Consider the following 17,488-nt stretch of genomic DNA (forward strand, 5'->3'; position numbering starts at 1 on the left):
TGGCATTACTTGTTGCCGTTGTAGGCGGCCATGCCCTTGTCTTTGTCGGCCTGCGACTGCGCCTTGCCGGCGTTGGTGCCAGCGCGGTTGATCATCTGGCTGGCATCCTGCTTGCCGGACAGTTCCTGCGCCATACCGGCGACCTGGCTGCGGACGGTGCCGCCGAAGAACGTGAACACGCCAATCGCCGCGATCGCGATCAGGGCCACGATGATGATGTACTCGGTCATGCCCTGGCCGTGCTGCTTGCGGCCGAAGCGGATGGGCTTGCGTTGGATCTTCATCTGATTCCTCTCCTTGGCTCGATCGCCCAATTACCGGCAACACACAAGCGTGCCAGCGGCAACGTGTGGCGACATGGGTTCATTAAGTGAAGTCGTTCACGGAGACGAAGCTGGTCTCCGGCCCGCGCTTTACGTCCAGTAAAGAGATGGTGTGTAGCGGACGTGTGCACTGTAGCGTCGGGATATTGCCGTTACAAGAAAACTTGCGTTAATAAATTGGCGCTTAACAGGATTCGCATCACACTATAGAGTCAAACTTTGGACGCGTGCGTTCCCGTACGGAATATGCAATTGTGAATTCGGTGCACTCGCGCCGTGCGCTTCGTCAGATTCGACTGTGACGCATAGCGGATATGCCGGTGCCTGACACCGGCTGCAATCTGCGACGCGGCGTGTATCGCGCTGTACATATGGCGGCTGAGGCCGCGGTGCGCTCAGCTCCCGGCGAGGGGCGACGGCTGCTAGTGCCGTGCTTGCCGATGCGAGGGCGAGGGTAGGTCTCTTGCGTCTACGTCTTCGTCCACTAGGTGCTCGTAGCAAATAGCGAGCGCTTGTGCACTGTGTCGCTGCCACGCCGTGTCGGCGCGGCCTTTCAGGCGATGCGAGACGTTGCCGCTTGTCACGACGACGCTGGCGGCGTCGTACTTGGGGCGGCGTAAGCCGCCTGGAGGGTAGGGCTGAGGGACGCTGGCGCGTCAGCTCCGCAACCCCACCCCACGCCGCAGCAGCCACAGCGCCAGCGCCGCCAGCACGGCGACGAAGCCCAGCATCAGGCTGTAGGCCACCCACACCGGCACGTCGCTGCTGCCGAGCAGGCCGTAGCGGAAGGCGTTGACCATGTAGAAGATCGGGTTGGCGTGGGTGGCGGCCTCGGCCCAGCCGGGCAGCAGCTTGACCGAATAGAACACGCCGCCCAGGTAGGTCAGCGGGGTCAGGATGAAGGTCGGCACGATCGCCACGTCGTCGAACTTCTTCGCGTAGACCGCGTTGATGAAGCCGGCCAGGGAGAAGATGGTCGCACCCAGCAGCACCGTGGTCAGGGTCACCAGCGGGTGCGGGATCCGCACCGGGGTGAAGAACATGGCGATGATCAGCACGATCACGCCGACCATCAGCCCGCGCAGCACCGCGCCGGCGACGTAGCCCCACAGGATCACCCAGTTGGGCATGGGGCTGACCAGCAGTTCCTCGACGTGGCGGCCGAACTTGGCGCCGAAGAAGCTGGAGCTGATGTTGCCGTAGCTGTTCTGGATCACGCTCATCATCACCAGGCCGGGGACGATGAACTGCATGTAGCTGTAACCGCCCATGTCGCCCACGCGCGAGCCGATCAGGCCGCCGAAGATCAGGAAGTACAGGGTCATGGTGATCGCCGGCGGCACCAGGGTCTGGCCCCAGATGCGCAGGATGCGCTTGACCTCGCGGCGCACGATGGTGCCCAGCGCGACCCAGTTGCGCTGGGCGGGCGTGGCGTCGGAAACGGGGAGGGTGGAATCGGTCGGAGTGGTCATGGTCGTCGCCGTGGGGGCATCAGGGAGTGGCGGACGGCGTGGCCGCGCCGGTCGTGGCCGCAGCGGCATCGCGGTGTTCGCCGGTGAGGCGCACGAACAGTTCCTCCAGGCGATTGCTCTTGGTGCGCATGGAGCGCACGCGGATGCCGGCGTCGCCCAGTGCGGCGAACACGCGGTTGAGGTCCATCGCCCGCGGCATGTCCAGGTCCAGGGTGTGCGCGTCCTGGGCGAGCAGGGTGGTGCCCTCGATCGCCGGCAGCTGCGCCGGCAGTTCGCCGTCGATGTCCAGCAGGAAGCCTTCCACGTCCAGCTTGGCCAGCAGGGCGCGCATCGGGCCCTGCTCGACGATGCGGCCGCGGTCGATGATCGCCAGGTTGCGGCACAGGCTCTCCGCTTCCTCCAGGTAGTGCGTGGTGAGGATGATGGTGGTGCCGGCGGCGTTGATCTCGCGCAGCACGCGCCACATGTCGCGGCGGATCTCGATGTCCACGCCGGCGGTGGGTTCGTCCAGGATCAGCAGGCGCGGCCGGGTCATCATCGCGCGGGCGATCATCAGCCGCCGCTTCATGCCGCCGGACAGGGTGCGGCTCATCACCTGGGCCTTCTCCCACAGGTGCGCGCGCTTGAGTTCCACTTCGGCCAGGCGCTCGGCTTCGGCGCGCGGCATGCCGTAGAAGCCGGCGTAGTTGACCAGGATGTCGAAGGGCTTTTCGAACAGGTTGAAGTTGATTTCCTGCGGCACCAGACCGATCAGGCGCATCGCCGCGCTGCGCTGGCTGCTCAGGTCGGTGCCGAACACCTCGACCTGGCCGGCGCTGAGGTTGACCAGCGAGCTGATGATGCCGATCAGGGTGGACTTGCCGGCGCCGTTGGGGCCGAGCAGGGCGAAGAAGTCGCCGGGCAGCACGTCCAGCGACACGCCATGCAGGGCCTGCACGCCGTTGTCGTAGGTCTTGCGCAGGTCGCGCACGCGCAGCGCGGGCGCCGGGGTCTGGGAAGAAAGAGCGGATGCGGGAGTCAAGGCGGGCCTTCGCGCCGCATCGACGGCGCAGGAGAAGTGCAGCCGCTATTATAGAAGACCTCGCGGGCTCGCCCCCGGCCACAGACTGTTGCATCTCCGTGCCTGCCCAATTCCCGTTGAAACTGGTCGACCGCCACATGCTGGCCCCGGCCGTCGGCCACTACCGCTTCGTCCGCGACGATGGCCAACCGCTGCCGTTCGTGCCGGGCCAGTTCGTGCAGGTGCACTTCCACTATGCCGATGGCACGGCCACCAAGCGCAGCTATTCGCTGGCCACCCGCCACGATCCGGCGCAGCCGGCCGATGCCACGGTCGAGATCGCGGTCAGCTTCGTCGCGGGCGGTGCGGCCACCGCGCTGTTCGAAGGCCTGGAGATCGGCGGGCAGGTCTGCGCCAGCGGCCCGTACGGCCGCTTCTGCCTGCAGCCCGGCGACAGCAACCGTCGCTATCTGCTGATCGCCACCGGTACCGGCGTCACCCCCTACCGTTCGATGCTGCCGCTGCTGGAAGCAGCGATGGCCGAGCGCGGCGTGGAGGTGGTGTTGCTGCTGGGCGCGCGTACGCCGGCCGAGTTGCTGTACGGCGACGAATTCCGTGCTTTCGCCGATGCGCATCCCGGTTTCCGTTTCGTGCCGTGCTTCTCGCGCGAGCTGCCGGAGGCGCCCCATGCCGACGTGCGGCATGGCTACGTGCAGCAGTTCCTCGCCGAGTTCGCGCCGCAGGCCGACGGCGACATCGCCTACCTGTGCGGCAATCCGAACATGGTCGACGCCTGCTTCGACGCGCTGAAGGAGGCCGGCATGCCGGTGCCGCACATCCGCCGCGAGAAATACGTCAGCAGCAAGTAACGGCCGCTGTCGGCACCGGGGTCGTCCGTAGGAGCGGCTTCAGCCGCGACCGCCTCACCTTCTCCGCCCAGGGTGAAGCTGCGTGCTCCCGAAGCGTCGAGCGCGCTTCGCGCCCTTACCCTCACCCCAACCCCGAGGGGCTCGTTACGCTGGCTTGCCGGTGTTTTCGTGTCGTTCGGACCAGGCGTCAGCATAGGGGTGCCCGTTGGCGCTGGACATCCCGCGTAGGAGCGGCTTCAGCCGCGACCGCTACACCTGCGGTCCGTCCAGGGCGAAGCTGCGTGTTTCCGAAGTGTCGAGCGCGCTTCGCGCCCTTACCCTCACCCCAACCCCTCTCCCGGCGGGAGAGGGGCTCGTTACGCTGGCTTGCCGGTGTTTTCGTGTCGTTCGGACCAGGCGTCAGCATAGGGGTGCCCGTTGGCGCTGGACATCCCGCGTAGGAGCGGCTTCAGCCGCGACCGCTACACCTGCGGTCCGTCCAGGGCGAAGCTGCGTGTTTCCGAAGTGTCGAGCGCGCTTCGCGCCCTTACCCTCACCCCAACCCCTCTGCCGGTGGGAGAGGGGCTCGCTACGTTGGCTTGCCGGTGATTTCGTTTTATCTGTAAAGGACGCTTGACAGTCGACCTTGGCGCGCGCATTCTGCTGTCAAGCGTGCTTGACAGGGGAAGGGTCGGCACGCCACGTGGCGCCGCCGTAACGGGCGGCCGGAGCGGGTCGAACTGAGATTGGGGACAGGGCATGGGCAACTGCAGGCGCAACGCGATCGTGGTGCTGTGCGTGAGTCTGGCGCTGCTGGCGGCGGGGGCCTGGCTGCCGCTCGGCGGCAGCGACTATCTGCGTGGGGTATGCATGGGCGTCGGCATCGGCGGCCTGTTCATGGCGCTGCTGCTGTGGTGGTCGCGGGGCAGTCTGGCCGACAGCGCGCCGCGGGCGCTGGCGCGGCGTTACTACCGCGAGTTCTTCCCGCCGATGGGCGCCTACGTGGTGGTGATGCTGTTCTGGAAGCGCCTGCTCGACAGCGTGGACGTGCTGTGGCTGCGCGTGGTGGTCGCACTGCTGCCGGCGCTGATGCTGGCGCTGGTGATCCGGGCGGTGGCGCGCTTCGTGCGCGACTCCGACGAATTGCAGCGACGCATCGAGCTGGAGTCCATCGCCATCGCCGCCGGGCTGACCTGCGGCGTCTACATGGCGGCCGGGTTCCTGCAGGCGGCGCAGGTCATCGCGCTGTCGGCCTCGAGCGCGATGCTGTGGGTGTTTCCTGCGCTGTGCATGACCTATGGGGTGGTCAAGGTCGCGAACGCGCGCCGCTACCAATGAACAGCCGCATCCGCGAACTGCGCGAGGCGCACGGCTGGTCGCAGGGCGAACTGGGCGAGCGGCTGGGCGTGTCGCGGCAGACCATCAATGCGCTGGAGACCGGCAAGTACGATCCGAGCCTGCCGCTGGCGTTCCGTATCGCGCGGCTGTTCGCGCACAGCATCGAGCAGGTGTTCCTGTTCGATGAGGCCGAGTAAGCGCGCACTCCGTTTCATGCCCCACCGGGCACCGACGACGCCATGTTCCGGCATGGCATTCTGCAAGCCATGAACTCAAGGATGCGAACCATGCGACACCCCTCCCGGCCGTTCGCCATCGCGGCGGCCACCCTCTTGCTCGCCGCCTGCCAGGCGGCCCAGGCACCGGCGCCGCAGACGTCCGAGCGCAGCTACGGCGCGCTGCGCTTCCACCCGTGCACGCTGACCAATCCGGTGGCCTCTAACAACGTGCCGGCACAGTGCGCGCGAATGGCGGTGGCGGAGAATCCGGCGGCGCCGAACGGCCGCAAGATCGAACTCAACATCGCCTGGCTGCCGATCACCGGCGAGGGCGGCAGCGACCCGGATCCGGTGTTCTTCCTCGCCGGCGGTCCCGGCCAGGCCGCCACCCAGGTCGCCAGCATCGTCGACATGGCGCTGCGCGAGACCCGCAAGCGCCGCGACGTGTTCCTGATCGACCAGCGCGGCACCGGCCAGTCCAATCCGCTGAGTTGCCTGGGGCCGGACGGCAAGGAGATGCCGCTGGCCGATCCGGCGCGCGCGCCCACCGCGAACGAACTGGTCGACTACGCCCGGCGCTGCGCGCAGTCGCTGCAGGGCCGCGCCGATCCGCGCTACTACACCACCACCCAGGCGATCGGCGATCTGGATGCGGTGCGCGCCGCACTGGGCGTGGACAAGGTCAACCTGATCGGCGGCTCCTACGGCACCCGCGTCGCCCAGCAGTACGCGCGTCGCTATGCGCCGCACGTGCGCAGCGTGGTCATCGATGGCGTGGCGCCGAACGATCTGGTGGTCGGCGGCGAATTCGCCACGACCTTCGAGGATGCGATCGCGCTGCAGGCCGAGCAGTGCAAGGCCGACCCGGCCTGCGCCAAGCGCTTTCCCACCGATACCCGCACGCAGTTGCGCGCGGTGGTGGAGCGGCTGCGGCAGGCGCCGGTGGAGGTGGACTACCGCGATCCGGCCAGCGGCGAGAGTCGCCACGACCGGGTCACCGCCGACACCGTCACCAGCCTGGCGTTCTCGTTCTCCTACGCGCCGCAGACCGCGTCGCTGCTGCCGCTGGTGCTGGACGAGGCCGCCAACGGCCGCTACGGGCCGCTGATGTCGCTGGCGCGGATGATGGGCGGGCAATTGGACGGGCAGATGAACCGCGGCATGCAGTGGTCGGTGATCTGCGCCGAGGATGCCGACCGCTACCGCGCGCCGCAGACCCACGACACGCTGCTCGGCCCGGAGGTGGCGCAGATGTTCTTCGCACCGTGCCCGGTATGGCCCACCGGCACCCGCCCGGCCGACTTCACCGCGCCGTTCGCCTCCAGCCTGCCGGTGCTGCTGACCTCCGGCCAGCTGGATCCGGTGACGCCGCCGCGCTACGCCGAGCGCGTGCTGAAGGGCCTGCCCAACGGCCGTCACCTGGTGGTGCGTGGCCAGGGCCACGGCACCATGACCCTGGGCTGCATGCCCAAGCTGCTCGGCCAGTTCTTCGAGACCGCCGATGCCAAGCACCTCGATGCCACCTGCCTGGACGCGATGAGCGGCGTGCCGGCCTTCACTTCATTCAACGGATGGGAACCATGAGCTGCGCAGCGTTCGACAGGGAGGGGCAGGCATGATCGTCGCCGACAACCTGCACAAGGCATTCAAGACCCGCGCCGGCGCCGTGCAGGCCGTGCAAGGGGTCAGCTTCCAGGCCGCCGACGGCCAGATCACCGGCCTGCTCGGTCCCAACGGCGCCGGCAAGACCACCACCTTGCGCATGCTCTACACGCTGATGGCGCCGGACCAGGGCCAGGTGCGCGTGGACGGCGTCGACGTGGGCCAGGATCCGATGGCGGTGCGGCGCGCGCTGGGCGTGCTGCCGGATGCGCGCGGCGTGTACAAGCGGCTGACCGCGCGCGAGAACATTGCCTATTTCGGCGAGCTGCACGGGCTGTCGGCGGCGCGCATCGCCGAGCGCACCCGGCTGCTGTCGACGGCGCTGGACATGGACGACATCCTCGACCGCCAGACCGAAGGCTTCAGCCAGGGTCAGCGCACCAAGACCGCGATCGCCCGCGCGCTGGTCCACGACCCGCGCAACGTGATCCTGGACGAACCCACCAACGGCCTGGACGTGATGACCACGCGCGCATTGCGCGGGTTCCTGCGCGAACTGCGCGAGGAAGGGCGCTGCGTGATCTTCTCCAGCCACATCATGCAGGAGGTGGCGGCGCTGTGCGATCGCATCGTCATCATCGCCAAGGGCACGGTGGTGGCCGCCGGCACCGCCGACGAACTGCGCGCCCTGACCGGCGAATCCAACCTGGAAGACGCCTTCGTCAAGGCGATCGGCAGCGACGAGGGACTGCACGCATGAGCCTGCTCCGCACTGTATTCACCGTGATGCGCAAGGAATTGCGCGACCTCTCGCGCGACCGCCGCACCCTGGCGCTGGCCTTGCTGCTTGGGCCGCTGCTGTATCCGGCGCTGATCCTGGGCATGGGCGCGTTGGCCGAGAGCCGCGTGCGCACCCAGATCGACAAGCCGCTGGACATTCCGGTGATCGGCCGCGAACGCGCGCCGAACCTGGTCGCCTTCCTCGCCGCGCAGGGCCTGAACGCGGTCGCGCCGCCGAAGGACCTGACCGGCGCGATCCGCAGCCAGGACGTGGACCTGGCGCTGAAGATCGACGAGGACTACGCCAACGCCTGGCACGAAGGACGCCCGGCGCTGGTGGAGATCATCAAGGACAGCACCCGCCGCGACGCCGACATCCCGACCCAGCGGGTGCAGGCCGCGCTGAGCATGTACGGCCAGCAGGTCGGGGCCTTGCGCCTGCTGGCGCGCGGCATCGATTCGCAGGTGTCGCGGCCGCTGGATGTGGCGCTGCAGGACCTGGCCACGCCCGAAGCCAAGCGCGGTGCGTTGCTGGCGATGCTGCTGCCGGTGCTGCTGACCATCACCTCGTTCATCGGCGGCGCCTACCTGATCCTCGACGCCACCGCCGGCGAACGCGAGCGGCAATCGCTGGAGCCGCTGCTGGCCACGCCGGCCTCGCGCAGCGCCATCGTCAGCGGCAAGATCGCCGCGGCCTGCGTGGTCGGCCTGGTGTCGCTGTTGCTGACCCTGCTCGCGTTCAAGCTCAGCGCGCAGGTGGCCAGCGGCATCGGCCGCCAGCTCAACGTCAGCTTCGTGGCGATGCTGCAGATGCTGTTCGTACTGCTGCCGATGCTGTTCATCGGCACTTCGCTGCTGACCTACCTGGCGGCCTCGGCCAAGAGCATGAAGGAGGCGCAGAGCCACATGACCTGGCTGATGCTGCTGCCGATGCTGCCCGGCTACGCCTTGATGGTGTATCCGCTGAAGACCACGCTGTGGCAGTTCGCGGTGCCGTTCCTGGCGCAGAACCAGATGCTGATGAAGATCATCCGCCGCGAAACGATCGATCCGCAGATCTGGGCGGTGTATCTGCTCACCGGCTTCGGCCTGGCCGCGGTGCTGTGGCTGGCGGCGGTGCGCCGCTACCGGCAGGAACAGTTGGCGATCTCGGCGTGAGCCGCCGGCAGCGCGCGGACCCTGTCCGCGCGCTGCGCTCCATCGCCGCGGAGCCGCGCAGGGACTGCGGGCGTGATGCACACTCCCTGCGCGCACGGCGGATGCGTCCGCCTTCCTGAAGAATTCTCCGCAGCGAGCCTTGCATGTCTCCAGATCCACACGATGCCTCGTCACTGACAGCTGCCGGCGATGCCCGCCTGCTGGTGCTGGGCGATGCGCGCATCCTGCAGCCGGGGATGCTGCGCTGGCTGCGGGCGGTGGCCTGGGCGATCGCCTTGCTGGCGCTGACGATCGTCGTGGCGACGGCGGTGCCGCTGCTGTGCGGCAGGCTCCTTGCGCCGGGGGCGGGTGGTCCGCTTGCCTCGTTCGCCACTGCAGTGACGGCCGCCATCCTCTATGCCGTGGCGGTGCGCCTGGGCGAACGGCGCTGGCCGGCGGAACTGGCCTGGCGCGCGGCGCCCTCGCAGTTGGCCGGCGGCCTGCTGCTGGGCGCGGCGATGTTCGCCGCGGTGATGGCGCTGATGGCGGCATTGGGCGTGTACGCGATCCGCTGGACCGGACCGGCGCCGCTGTGGGGGCCGCTCGGCAAGGCGCTGCAGGCCGGCGTGGTGGAAGAACTGATGCTGCGCGCGATCCTGCTGCGCCTACTGTGGCGCGCGTTCGGTCCCTGGCTGGCGTTCGCGCTGTCGGCGGCGCTGTTCGGGCTGGCCCACCTCGGCAATCCGAACGCCAGCGTGTTCGCCGCGCTGTGCATCGCGGTGGAGGCCGGGATCATGCTGGGCGCGTTCTACGTGCTCACCGGCCGGCTCTGGGTCTCCATCGGCGTGCACGCGGCCTGGAACTTCACCCAGGGCTATCTGTTCGGCGCGGCAGTGTCGGGCACCGACATGGGACCGGCGATCGCGCGCAGCACGGTGCAGGCGGGCGTGCCGGATTGGCTGAGCGGCGGCGCGTTCGGGCCGGAGGCCTCGCTGCCGGGGCTGCTGGTGTGCACGGTGGTGGGTGCGATCGCGACCTGGGTGGCCTGGCGCAAGGGGCGCTTTGGCACCCCTGCGCGCGGCGCGGGCAGTACGCCCGCGGCCTGAGCGCTTTCGCTCGGCGCGGCCGTCGGCGATGCAGCGCGCCCGGCAGCCGCCGGACACGCGTCAGCTGCGGCGGCTCAGCCGCCGGGATTGAACGCCAGCGTGCGGCGGGTGGTGATCGGCGCGCTGACCGGTTCGAAGCGCCAGCGCTTGGTCGCGTTCAGCGCCTCGCGGTCGAACACCCGCGGTGGCGTGGAGCGCAGCACGCGTGCGTTGGTGACCGCGCCGTCGGTGCCGACGGTGATCTCCACCAGCACTTCGCCGGCGGTACCCGAGCGCAGCGCTTCGGGCGGATAGCGCGGGGCCGGGGTGCTGATCGGGCGCAGGGTCTGTGCCGTGGCGGCGGATGCCGGTGCGGCCGCGGGCGTCGCCGCCGGGGCCGGCGTTGGTTGCGCGGTGGCGGCGGGCGTGGCGGGGCGGGCGGCGGCCTGGCGTTCGGCTTCCTGGCGTGCGCTCTCGCGGCGCGCGGCTTCCTGTTGCGCGGCGATCTGCTGCGCCGCCTGCGCCTCGCTGGCCTGCTGCTGCGCCTGCTTCTGCTGCTCGGCGGCCAGCTTGGCCTTCTGCTCGGCGTCCTTCTTGGCCTTGTCGGTCTCGTCCTGGCTGCGCTGGGCCACCGTCTCCATGCCCTTGCTCACGCCCTGCTTGAGCCGCGGGAGCGCCGGCGCCTGCGGATCCATCTTCTCGATCAGGCCGATCAGGCGCTGCGCTTCCGGGAAATCCTCACGGTTGATGCTCTGTTCGGCGGCGATCAGCGTGTACGGCATCAGGTCGGTCAGCGCGCTCTTGACCCCGGCGTCGTCGGGTTGCTTGTCGCGCAGCGCCAGGTAGTACTCGACCGCGTTGTTGCCGGCCGGCGCATACATGCGGTTCTCGCGCAGCGCCTGGCTGGCCGAGTCGTGCAACTGTTCGGTGCCCATCGACTGCACCTTGGCCGACACCGGCGGCGGTGCCGGCGCGTTGGCCGCGGCGGTGGCCGGTGCGGTGGTGGGTGGCGCGGTCTCGTCCTGCTTGGAGCAGGCCGCCAGCGCAGCCAGCAAGAGAACGGGCGCGACGCGGCGCGCCTTGGCGAGTGTGGTGAGTTGCGACATGCGTCCCCCTGAATCCCCGGTGTTGGCAATCAACGATGCGATGGCGGTGCGTTCGCGGTGCTGCGGCCCCCAAGCCGCCAGCGCACCCCATCGGTCAATCTAGCATCCGCGGCCGCCGCGTGTGTGGCAGCCGCAGCGCTGCGGCAAAAAGCGTGACGCTGCGCGCGTCGTTCAGTGCGCCGGCCGCGCCGGCGCGGATCCGGACATGATCCGGTCGGTCCAGGCGATGCCGATCGCCGACAGGATGAAGATGCCATGGATGATGGTCTGCCACAGCACGCCGGTGGCGGTCAGCGTCGCGCAGCTCTTCAGGTCCACCGTGCCCACGGCGCTGGCCAACTGGTCCGGCGAGCACATCGGCATGCCGCCGAGCGCGCCGACCGCGATGAAGGTCTTGAGCAGGTGGATCGAGGAGATGCCGATGATCGACAGCGCCAGCTTGACCTTGAGCACGCTGGCGTTGACGTGGCTCAGCCACTCCGGCTGGTCCGGGTGGCCTTCCAGGCCCAGCCGCGACACGAAGGTCTCGTAGCCGCCGACGATCACCATCACCAGCAGGTTGGAGATCATCACCACGTCGATCAGGCCGAGCACGATCAGCATGATCTGCTGCTCGCCCAGGCGCGGCGCCTCGTGGATCAGATGCCACAGTTCCTTGCCGAACAGGAACACGTAGACGCCCTGGGCCACGATCAGCCCCAGGTAGAGCGGCAACTGCAGCCAGCGCGAGGCGAAGATCAGGTTGGACAGGGGATGCAGGCGGGGCCGCTCGGGAGTCATGGCGTTGTCTGGAATGCTGCGTTGCGGGAGCGGCCAGGGTACCCGGCCGGCGATGACGCTGCCAAGCCGGGGGCCGCCGCTACACTCGGGATCCCCTGTCCAGGAACGCCCCCATGATCGATCTGTACTACTGGCCCACCCCCAACGGCCACAAGGTCACCCTGTTCCTCGAGGAAGCCGGGCTGGACTACACGCTCAAGCCGGTCAACATCGGCGCCGGCGAGCAGTTCGCGCCCGAATTCCTGGCGATCTCGCCCAACAACAAGATGCCGGCCATCGTCGACCACGCCCCTGCCGACGGCGGCGCGCCGCAGAGCGTGTTCGAGTCCGGCGCGATCCTGCTGTACCTGGCCGAGAAGACCGGCCGCTTCCTGCCGGCCGACCCGCGCGGGCGCGTGCTCGCGCTGGAATGGCTGTTCTGGCAGATGGCCGGGCTCGGCCCGATGACCGGGCAGATGGGCCACTTCAACGTCTACGCGCCGGAGAAGATCGGCTATGCGATCGAGCGCTACGGCAACGAGGTGCGGCGCCTGCATGGCGTGCTGGACAAGCGCCTGGCGCACAGTGCCTACCTGGCCGGCGACGACTACGGCATCGCCGACATGGCCAGCTACCCGTGGATCGAGGTGTACAACGGCCTGACCCCCGACTACGCCGCCTTCCCGCACCTCAAGCGCTGGCACGAGGCCATCGCCGCGCGTCCGGCCACCCAGCGCGCCTACGCCCTGAAGGAGCAGGTGAACCCGAACGCGGGCAAGCCGCTCAGCGACGCCGAGCGCAAGCACCTGTTCGGGCAGCGCTGAGCCGGCGCGCTTCTCAAATCCCGGGCGCACGCGCATCATCCGTGCGCTCGGTGCTCCATCAGGAACCTTCATGCGCTCTCTGTTCGCCGCTCTCGCCCTCATGCTCGCCACGCCCATCGTTCCCGCCCACGCCGAGAAACTGACCCTGGAGGCCATCACCGGCAGCAAGCCGCTGTCCGGGCCGACCCTGATGAAGCCCAAGGTGGCGCCGGACGGCTCGCGGGTGACCTTCCTGCGTGGCAAGGACAGCGACCGCAACCAGCTGGACCTGTGGGAATACGACATCGCCAGCGGCCAGACCCGCATGCTGGTGGATTCCAAGCTGGTGCTGCCCGGCACCGAGACCCTGAGCGACGAGGAGAAGGCGCGCCGCGAGCGCCAGCGCATCGCCGCCTACACCGGCATCGTCGAGTACCAGTGGTCGCCGGACGCGCATGCGCTGCTGTTCCCGCTCGGCGGCGAACTGTACCTGTACGACCTGCAGAAGACCGGCAGCGCCGCGGTGCGCAAGCTCACCCACGGCGAAGGTTTCGTCACCGATCCGAAGATCTCGCCCAAGGGCGGCTACGTCAGCTTCGTGCGCGGACGCAACCTGTGGGTGATCGACCTGACCAGCGGCCAGCAGCATCAGCTCACCCACGACGGCAGCGAGACCATCGGCAACGGCGTGGCCGAGTTCGTCGCCGACGAAGAGATGGACCGCCACACCGGCTACTGGTGGGCGCCGGACGACTCGGCGATCGCCTTCGCGCGCATCGACGAAACCGAGGTGCCGGTGCAGAAGCGCCCGGAGGTCTACGCCGACCACACCGAGGTGGTGGAGCAGCGCTATCCGCAGGCCGGCCAGCCCAACGTCAAGATCCAGCTCGGCACGATCGCGCCGCGCGCCGGCGCGCAGCCGCAGTGGATCGACCTGGGCAAGAACCCGGACATCTACCTGGCGCGGGTGGACTGGCGCGATCCGCAACGGCTGACCTTCCAGCGCCAGTCGCGCGACCAGAAGCGCCTGGAGCTGATCGAGGCGACCCTGGCCACCGGCAAGCAGCGCGTGCTGATCACCGAGACCAGCCCGACCTGGGTGCCGCTCACCTACGATCTGCACTTTCTCAAGGATGGGCGCTTCGTCTGGGGCTCGGAGCGCAGCGGCTACGAACACCTGTACCTGGCCTCGGAAGACGGCCGCACGCTGCGCCCGCTGACCCAGGGCGAGTGGATGGTGGACGAACTGCTGGCGGTGGACGAGGCGGCCGGCAAGGTCTATTTCTCCGCGACCAAGGAGTCGCCGACCCAGACCCAGCTGTACGCGGTGCCGCTGGCCGGCGGCGCCATCGAAAAGCTGTCCAAGCCCAACGGCACGCATGCCGCCAGCTTCGCCAAGAACGCCAGTGTGTATGTCGACAGTTGGTCCAACACCACCACGCCGCCGCAGATCGAGCTGTTCCGCGCCAACGGCGAAAAGATCGCCACCCTGCTGGTCAACGACCTGGCCGATCCGCAGCATCCCTACGCCGCCTACCGCGAGGCGCAGCGTCCGGTCGAGTTCGGCACCCTGACCGCCGCCGACGGCAAGACCCAACTGCACTACCGGCTGATGAAGCCGGCCGGCTTCGATCCGGGCAAACGCTATCCGGTGGTGGTCTACGTGTACGGCGGCCCGGCCGCGCAGACCGTGGTCGATGGCTGGCCCGGCCGTGGCGATGCGCTGTTCGACCAGTACCTGGCCCAGCATGGCTACGTGGTGTTCTCGCTCGACAATCGCGGCACGCCGCGCCGCGGCCGCGATTTCGGCGGCGCGCTGTACCAGCACCAGGGCACCGTGGAAGTGGACGACCAGTTGCGCGGCGTGGCCTGGCTGAAGGCGCAGCCGTGGGTGGATGCGGCGCGTATCGGCGTGTACGGCTGGTCCAACGGCGGCTACATGACCCTGATGCTGCTGGCCAAGCACAGCGAGGCCTATGCCTGCGGTGCCGCCGGCGCGCCGGTGACCGATTGGGGCCTGTACGACAGCCACTACACCGAGCGCTACATGAACCTGCCCAAGGCCAATCCCGACGGTTACCGCGACAGCCGCGTGGCCGCGCACCTGGACGGGCTGACCTCGCAACTGCTGTTGCTGCACGGCATGGCCGACGACAACGTGCTGTTCACCAATTCCACCTCGCTGATGAGCGAACTGCAGAAGCGCGGCAAGCTGTTCGAGCTGATGACCTATCCGGGCGCCAAGCACGGCCTGTCCGGCAGCAACGCGCTGCATCGCTATCGCACCACCGAGGCGTTCCTGGCGCGCTGCCTGAAGCCCTGAGTGGACCGCCGCGCTTCCCTCTCTCCGCTTCCGCATGACAAGGAGTGACGCCATGTCGAGTCCGCCGCCGCTGCCCGGCACGTCCGATCCCACCTCCGCCACGGCACAGCCGCCGGCCAAGCGCGGCTGGTGGGCGCGGCACTGGAAATGGGCGGTGCCGCTGATCGTGCTGGTGCTCGGCGCCCTGCTGCTGGCGTCGATCGCGGTGTTCGCGCTCGGCCTCGCGCGTATCACCAAGTCCTCCGAGCCGTACCGGGTCGGCGTGATGGCCGCGCAACACGATCCGCGCGTGGCGGCCGCGCTGGGCGCGCCGATCAAGGACGGCATCATGCCCAGCGGCAACATCAGCACCAGCGGCGCCGGCAGTGGCAATGCCGCCCTGAGCGTGTCGCTGCACGGCACGCGCGCCAACGGCACCCTGTACATCGAAGCCGAGCGCCATGCGGGCGAGTGGCACTACACCACCCTGCAGGTATTGCCGGATGCGGGTGAAGCAATCCCGCTGCTCGATGCGCTCGGGCAGGACGCCGACAGCGACGACGAGGAGGCGGACGGAATGGCGGTCGAGGCGCCGCCGGTGCCCGCAACAGACGTCGACGACAGCGCCACGCCGGCCGAGGCCGACGCGACGAAGTAAGCAGCGGCGAACGATCTGCCGCCCACCGCGTCGCGTGATGCGTGGGTGGCGCCATGGGGCGCGCGATCGCACCGCCCATGTCCTGTCATCATGCGCCTGTGCTGACGGCACAGCATGTGCGCGACCGCGGCGGCGTAGTCTTCACCCGCATGCTGCGCCGCGGCGTGGCGGCGGCCATGACCTCCGGCAGATGGCCGAGCCGGCACGCGCCGCGTACGGTCCTGACATCATTCTGTCGGAGCTGCGCCATGAAGCCACGTGTCCTCGCCATCGCCCTGACCCTGGCGCTGGCGGCACCTTCGCCGTTCCCTGCGTTGGCGGCAGCGGCCGCACCGGCGGCCGCGTCGGCCAAGCACGCGCCCGCTTGGGTGGAGCGCAGCAATGCCTTCGCGCAGATCCTGCTGCAGGCGCAGGCGCCGTTCCAGGCCGAGGAGGTGAGCTTCTTCGGCGTGCCGGGATTCGACGACCAGGTGTCCGATTTCGGTCCCGACAACGCGCGGCGCTTCCGCGAGGCCACCAGTGCCGCGCGCCGCACGCTGCAGGAAAAACTGCAGGTGGAGCGCGATCCCAACGTGCGCCAGGACCTGGCGATCCTGATCCATGCCGCCGACCAGTCCATCGAGGGCAGCACGCTCAACGAGCGCTTTCTGCTGCCATGGACCGACGCGCCGCAGCACGTGTTCGGCGGTATCAACAACCTGTTGTCCGAGCAGGTACCGGCGGCGCGCCGCGCCAAGGCGCTGCTGCGGTTGCAGCGCTACGTCGGCTTGGCGCCGGGCAGCACCTCGACGCTGCAACTGGCGCGGCAACGCTACGAAGAGAAGCGCGCCGACGGCAACCTCCTGCAGCCGACCAGGCGCGAGGTCGAACAGGCCTTGAGCAACGTCGATACCTACGCCAAGGGCATTCGTTCGCTGTTCGCCGAGTACAAGATCACCGGCGCGGAGGCGGCGCTGGCGGCGATGGACAAGCAGTTCCAGGACTACGCCACCTGGACCCGTACGGTGGTGTTGCCGCAGGCACGCGAGGATGCGCGCCTGCCGCCCGAGCTGTATGCGTTCCAGCTCAAGCAGGTCGGCATCGACATCTCTCCGCAGGTGCTGATGCAGCGCGCGCAGCTGGAATTCATGGAAACCCGCGCGGCGATGCAGCAACTGGCGCCGCTGGTGGCCGCGGCCAAGGGCCTGCGCGGCGACGATGCCCGCGACTACCGCACCGTGCTGCGCGCGCTCAAGCGCGACGCCATCCCCGACGACAAACTCGAGGCGCACTACCGCAGCGTCATCGACCGCATCGATCCGATCATCCGCCAGCAGCGCATCGTCGACGTGCCGCAGCGGCCGATGCAGATGCGCCTGGGCTCGCCGGCCGAAAGCGCCGCGCAACCGGCGCCGCATTTCCGCCCGGCGCCGTTGGTCGGCAACACCGGCGAGCAGGGCACCTTCGTGCTGCCGCTGGGCAATCCGGACAGCGCCGGCAAGGGCGAGCACTACGACGATTTCAACTTCGGCGCGGCGGCATGGACGTTGAGCGCGCACGAGGGTCGGCCCGGCCACGAATTGCAGTTCACCGCCATGGTCGAGCGCGGCGTGTCGCTGGCGCGCAGCCTGTTCGCGTTCAATTCGGTCAACGTCGAAGGCTGGGCGCTGTACGCCGAGGCCGAGATGGTGCCGTACGAGCCGCTAGACGGGCAGTTGATCGCCCTGCAGTTCCGCCTGCTGCGCGCGGCGCGGGCCATGCTCGACCCGATGCTCAACCTCGGCCTGATCGACCGCGAGCGCGCCCGCCTGGTGCTGGAGAACGACGTCGGCCTGTCGCCGGCGATGGCGCGGCAGGAACTGGACCGCTACATGGTGCGCGCGCCCGGCCAGGCCGGCAGCTACTTCTACGGCTACAGCCGCATCCTGGAACTGCGCATGCGCACCGAACTGGCGCTGGGCACCAGGTTCGACCGGTTGAAGTTCAACAACTTCCTGCTCGACCAGGGGCTGCTGCCCCCGGATCAATTGGCCGCGGCGGTGGACGAGGAGTTCGTGCCGTCACAGCACAACTGACGG

General features: G+C 68.9%; 16 protein-coding genes. 11 read left to right on the top strand and 5 right to left on the bottom strand.

Annotation, left to right across the window (positions count from 1 at the left end):
* Positions 1 to 5: 5 nt before the first annotated feature.
* From AC1PK7_RS01570 to AC1PK7_RS01580, 3 genes are all read right to left on the bottom strand, one after another.
* Positions 6 to 284, bottom strand: a complete 279-nt coding sequence (locus AC1PK7_RS01570) for a hypothetical protein (protein WP_010340544.1) — start codon at positions 282 to 284, stop codon at positions 6 to 8.
* Positions 285 to 979: 695 nt separating this feature from the next.
* Positions 980 to 1,795 carry an ABC transporter permease gene (locus AC1PK7_RS01575; RefSeq protein ID WP_019799148.1) on the bottom strand — a complete coding sequence of 272 codons (816 nt, stop codon included), beginning with the start codon at positions 1,793 to 1,795 and terminating at the stop codon, positions 980 to 982.
* Positions 1,796 to 1,814: 19 nt separating this feature from the next.
* The gene (locus tag AC1PK7_RS01580) at positions 1,815 to 2,816 is read right to left on the bottom strand and encodes an ABC transporter ATP-binding protein (protein WP_481099638.1); all 1,002 of its coding nucleotides are present in this window, start codon (positions 2,814 to 2,816) and stop codon (positions 1,815 to 1,817) included.
* A gap of 137 nt (positions 2,817 to 2,953) precedes the next feature.
* On the opposite strand from AC1PK7_RS01580, the gene AC1PK7_RS01585 reads away from it, so the two are divergent.
* From AC1PK7_RS01585 to AC1PK7_RS01615, 7 genes are all read left to right on the top strand, one after another.
* Entirely contained in the window at positions 2,954 to 3,664 is a 711-nt protein-coding gene (locus AC1PK7_RS01585; RefSeq protein WP_481100824.1) for an FAD-binding oxidoreductase, read from the top strand.
* Positions 3,665 to 4,402: 738 nt separating this feature from the next.
* Complete coding sequence (locus tag AC1PK7_RS01590) at positions 4,403 to 4,981, top strand: hypothetical protein (RefSeq protein WP_481099639.1); 579 nt, start codon at positions 4,403 to 4,405, stop codon at positions 4,979 to 4,981.
* Positions 4,978 to 5,178, top strand: a complete 201-nt coding sequence (locus AC1PK7_RS01595; RefSeq protein ID WP_010340539.1) for a helix-turn-helix transcriptional regulator — start codon at positions 4,978 to 4,980, stop codon at positions 5,176 to 5,178. The genes AC1PK7_RS01590 and AC1PK7_RS01595 overlap by 4 nt, the downstream gene beginning before the upstream one ends.
* 90 nt (positions 5,179 to 5,268) lie before the next feature.
* A complete protein-coding gene (locus tag AC1PK7_RS01600; protein ID WP_420008624.1) occupies positions 5,269 to 6,783 on the top strand; it encodes an alpha/beta hydrolase in 1,515 nt (504 codons plus the stop codon).
* A 31-nt stretch (positions 6,784 to 6,814) separates the two neighbouring features.
* The gene (locus tag AC1PK7_RS01605) at positions 6,815 to 7,561 is read left to right on the top strand and encodes an ABC transporter ATP-binding protein (protein WP_010340635.1); all 747 of its coding nucleotides are present in this window, start codon (positions 6,815 to 6,817) and stop codon (positions 7,559 to 7,561) included.
* Entirely contained in the window at positions 7,558 to 8,739 is a 1,182-nt protein-coding gene (locus AC1PK7_RS01610; RefSeq protein ID WP_160946797.1) for an ABC transporter permease, read from the top strand. The genes AC1PK7_RS01605 and AC1PK7_RS01610 overlap by 4 nt, the downstream gene beginning before the upstream one ends.
* 143 nt (positions 8,740 to 8,882) lie before the next feature.
* Positions 8,883 to 9,824: a CPBP family intramembrane glutamic endopeptidase gene (locus AC1PK7_RS01615; RefSeq protein ID WP_481099640.1), complete on the top strand. Its 942-nt coding sequence runs from the start codon at positions 8,883 to 8,885 to the stop codon at positions 9,822 to 9,824.
* A gap of 74 nt (positions 9,825 to 9,898) precedes the next feature.
* Here the strand turns inward: AC1PK7_RS01615 and AC1PK7_RS01620 are convergent, their stop codons facing one another.
* Together AC1PK7_RS01620 and AC1PK7_RS01625 are read right to left on the bottom strand one after the other, a co-directional pair.
* Complete coding sequence (locus AC1PK7_RS01620; protein WP_371184247.1) at positions 9,899 to 10,909, bottom strand: energy transducer TonB; 1,011 nt, start codon at positions 10,907 to 10,909, stop codon at positions 9,899 to 9,901.
* 171 nt (positions 10,910 to 11,080) lie between these two features.
* Complete coding sequence (locus tag AC1PK7_RS01625) at positions 11,081 to 11,689, bottom strand: TIGR00645 family protein (protein WP_010340631.1); 609 nt, start codon at positions 11,687 to 11,689, stop codon at positions 11,081 to 11,083.
* 113 nt (positions 11,690 to 11,802) lie between these two features.
* On the opposite strand from AC1PK7_RS01625, the gene AC1PK7_RS01630 reads away from it, so the two are divergent.
* The 4 genes from AC1PK7_RS01630 to AC1PK7_RS01645 all read left to right on the top strand — a co-directional run bounded on the left by AC1PK7_RS01630 (position 11,803) and on the right by AC1PK7_RS01645 (position 17,485).
* Positions 11,803 to 12,492: a glutathione binding-like protein gene (locus tag AC1PK7_RS01630; RefSeq protein ID WP_153751779.1), complete on the top strand. Its 690-nt coding sequence runs from the start codon at positions 11,803 to 11,805 to the stop codon at positions 12,490 to 12,492.
* A 70-nt stretch (positions 12,493 to 12,562) separates the two neighbouring features.
* Positions 12,563 to 14,794, top strand: a complete 2,232-nt coding sequence (locus AC1PK7_RS01635; protein ID WP_481099641.1) for a S9 family peptidase — start codon at positions 12,563 to 12,565, stop codon at positions 14,792 to 14,794.
* Positions 14,795 to 14,846: 52 nt separating this feature from the next.
* Positions 14,847 to 15,431, top strand: a complete 585-nt coding sequence (locus AC1PK7_RS01640; RefSeq protein WP_420008629.1) for a cytochrome c oxidase assembly factor Coa1 family protein — start codon at positions 14,847 to 14,849, stop codon at positions 15,429 to 15,431.
* Between the two features lie 248 nt (positions 15,432 to 15,679).
* Entirely contained in the window at positions 15,680 to 17,485 is a 1,806-nt protein-coding gene (locus AC1PK7_RS01645; RefSeq protein WP_481099642.1) for a DUF885 domain-containing protein, read from the top strand.
* Positions 17,486 to 17,488 lie beyond the last annotated feature (3 nt).

It is taken from the genome of Xanthomonas sp. NCPPB 3174 (assembly GCF_056725205.1).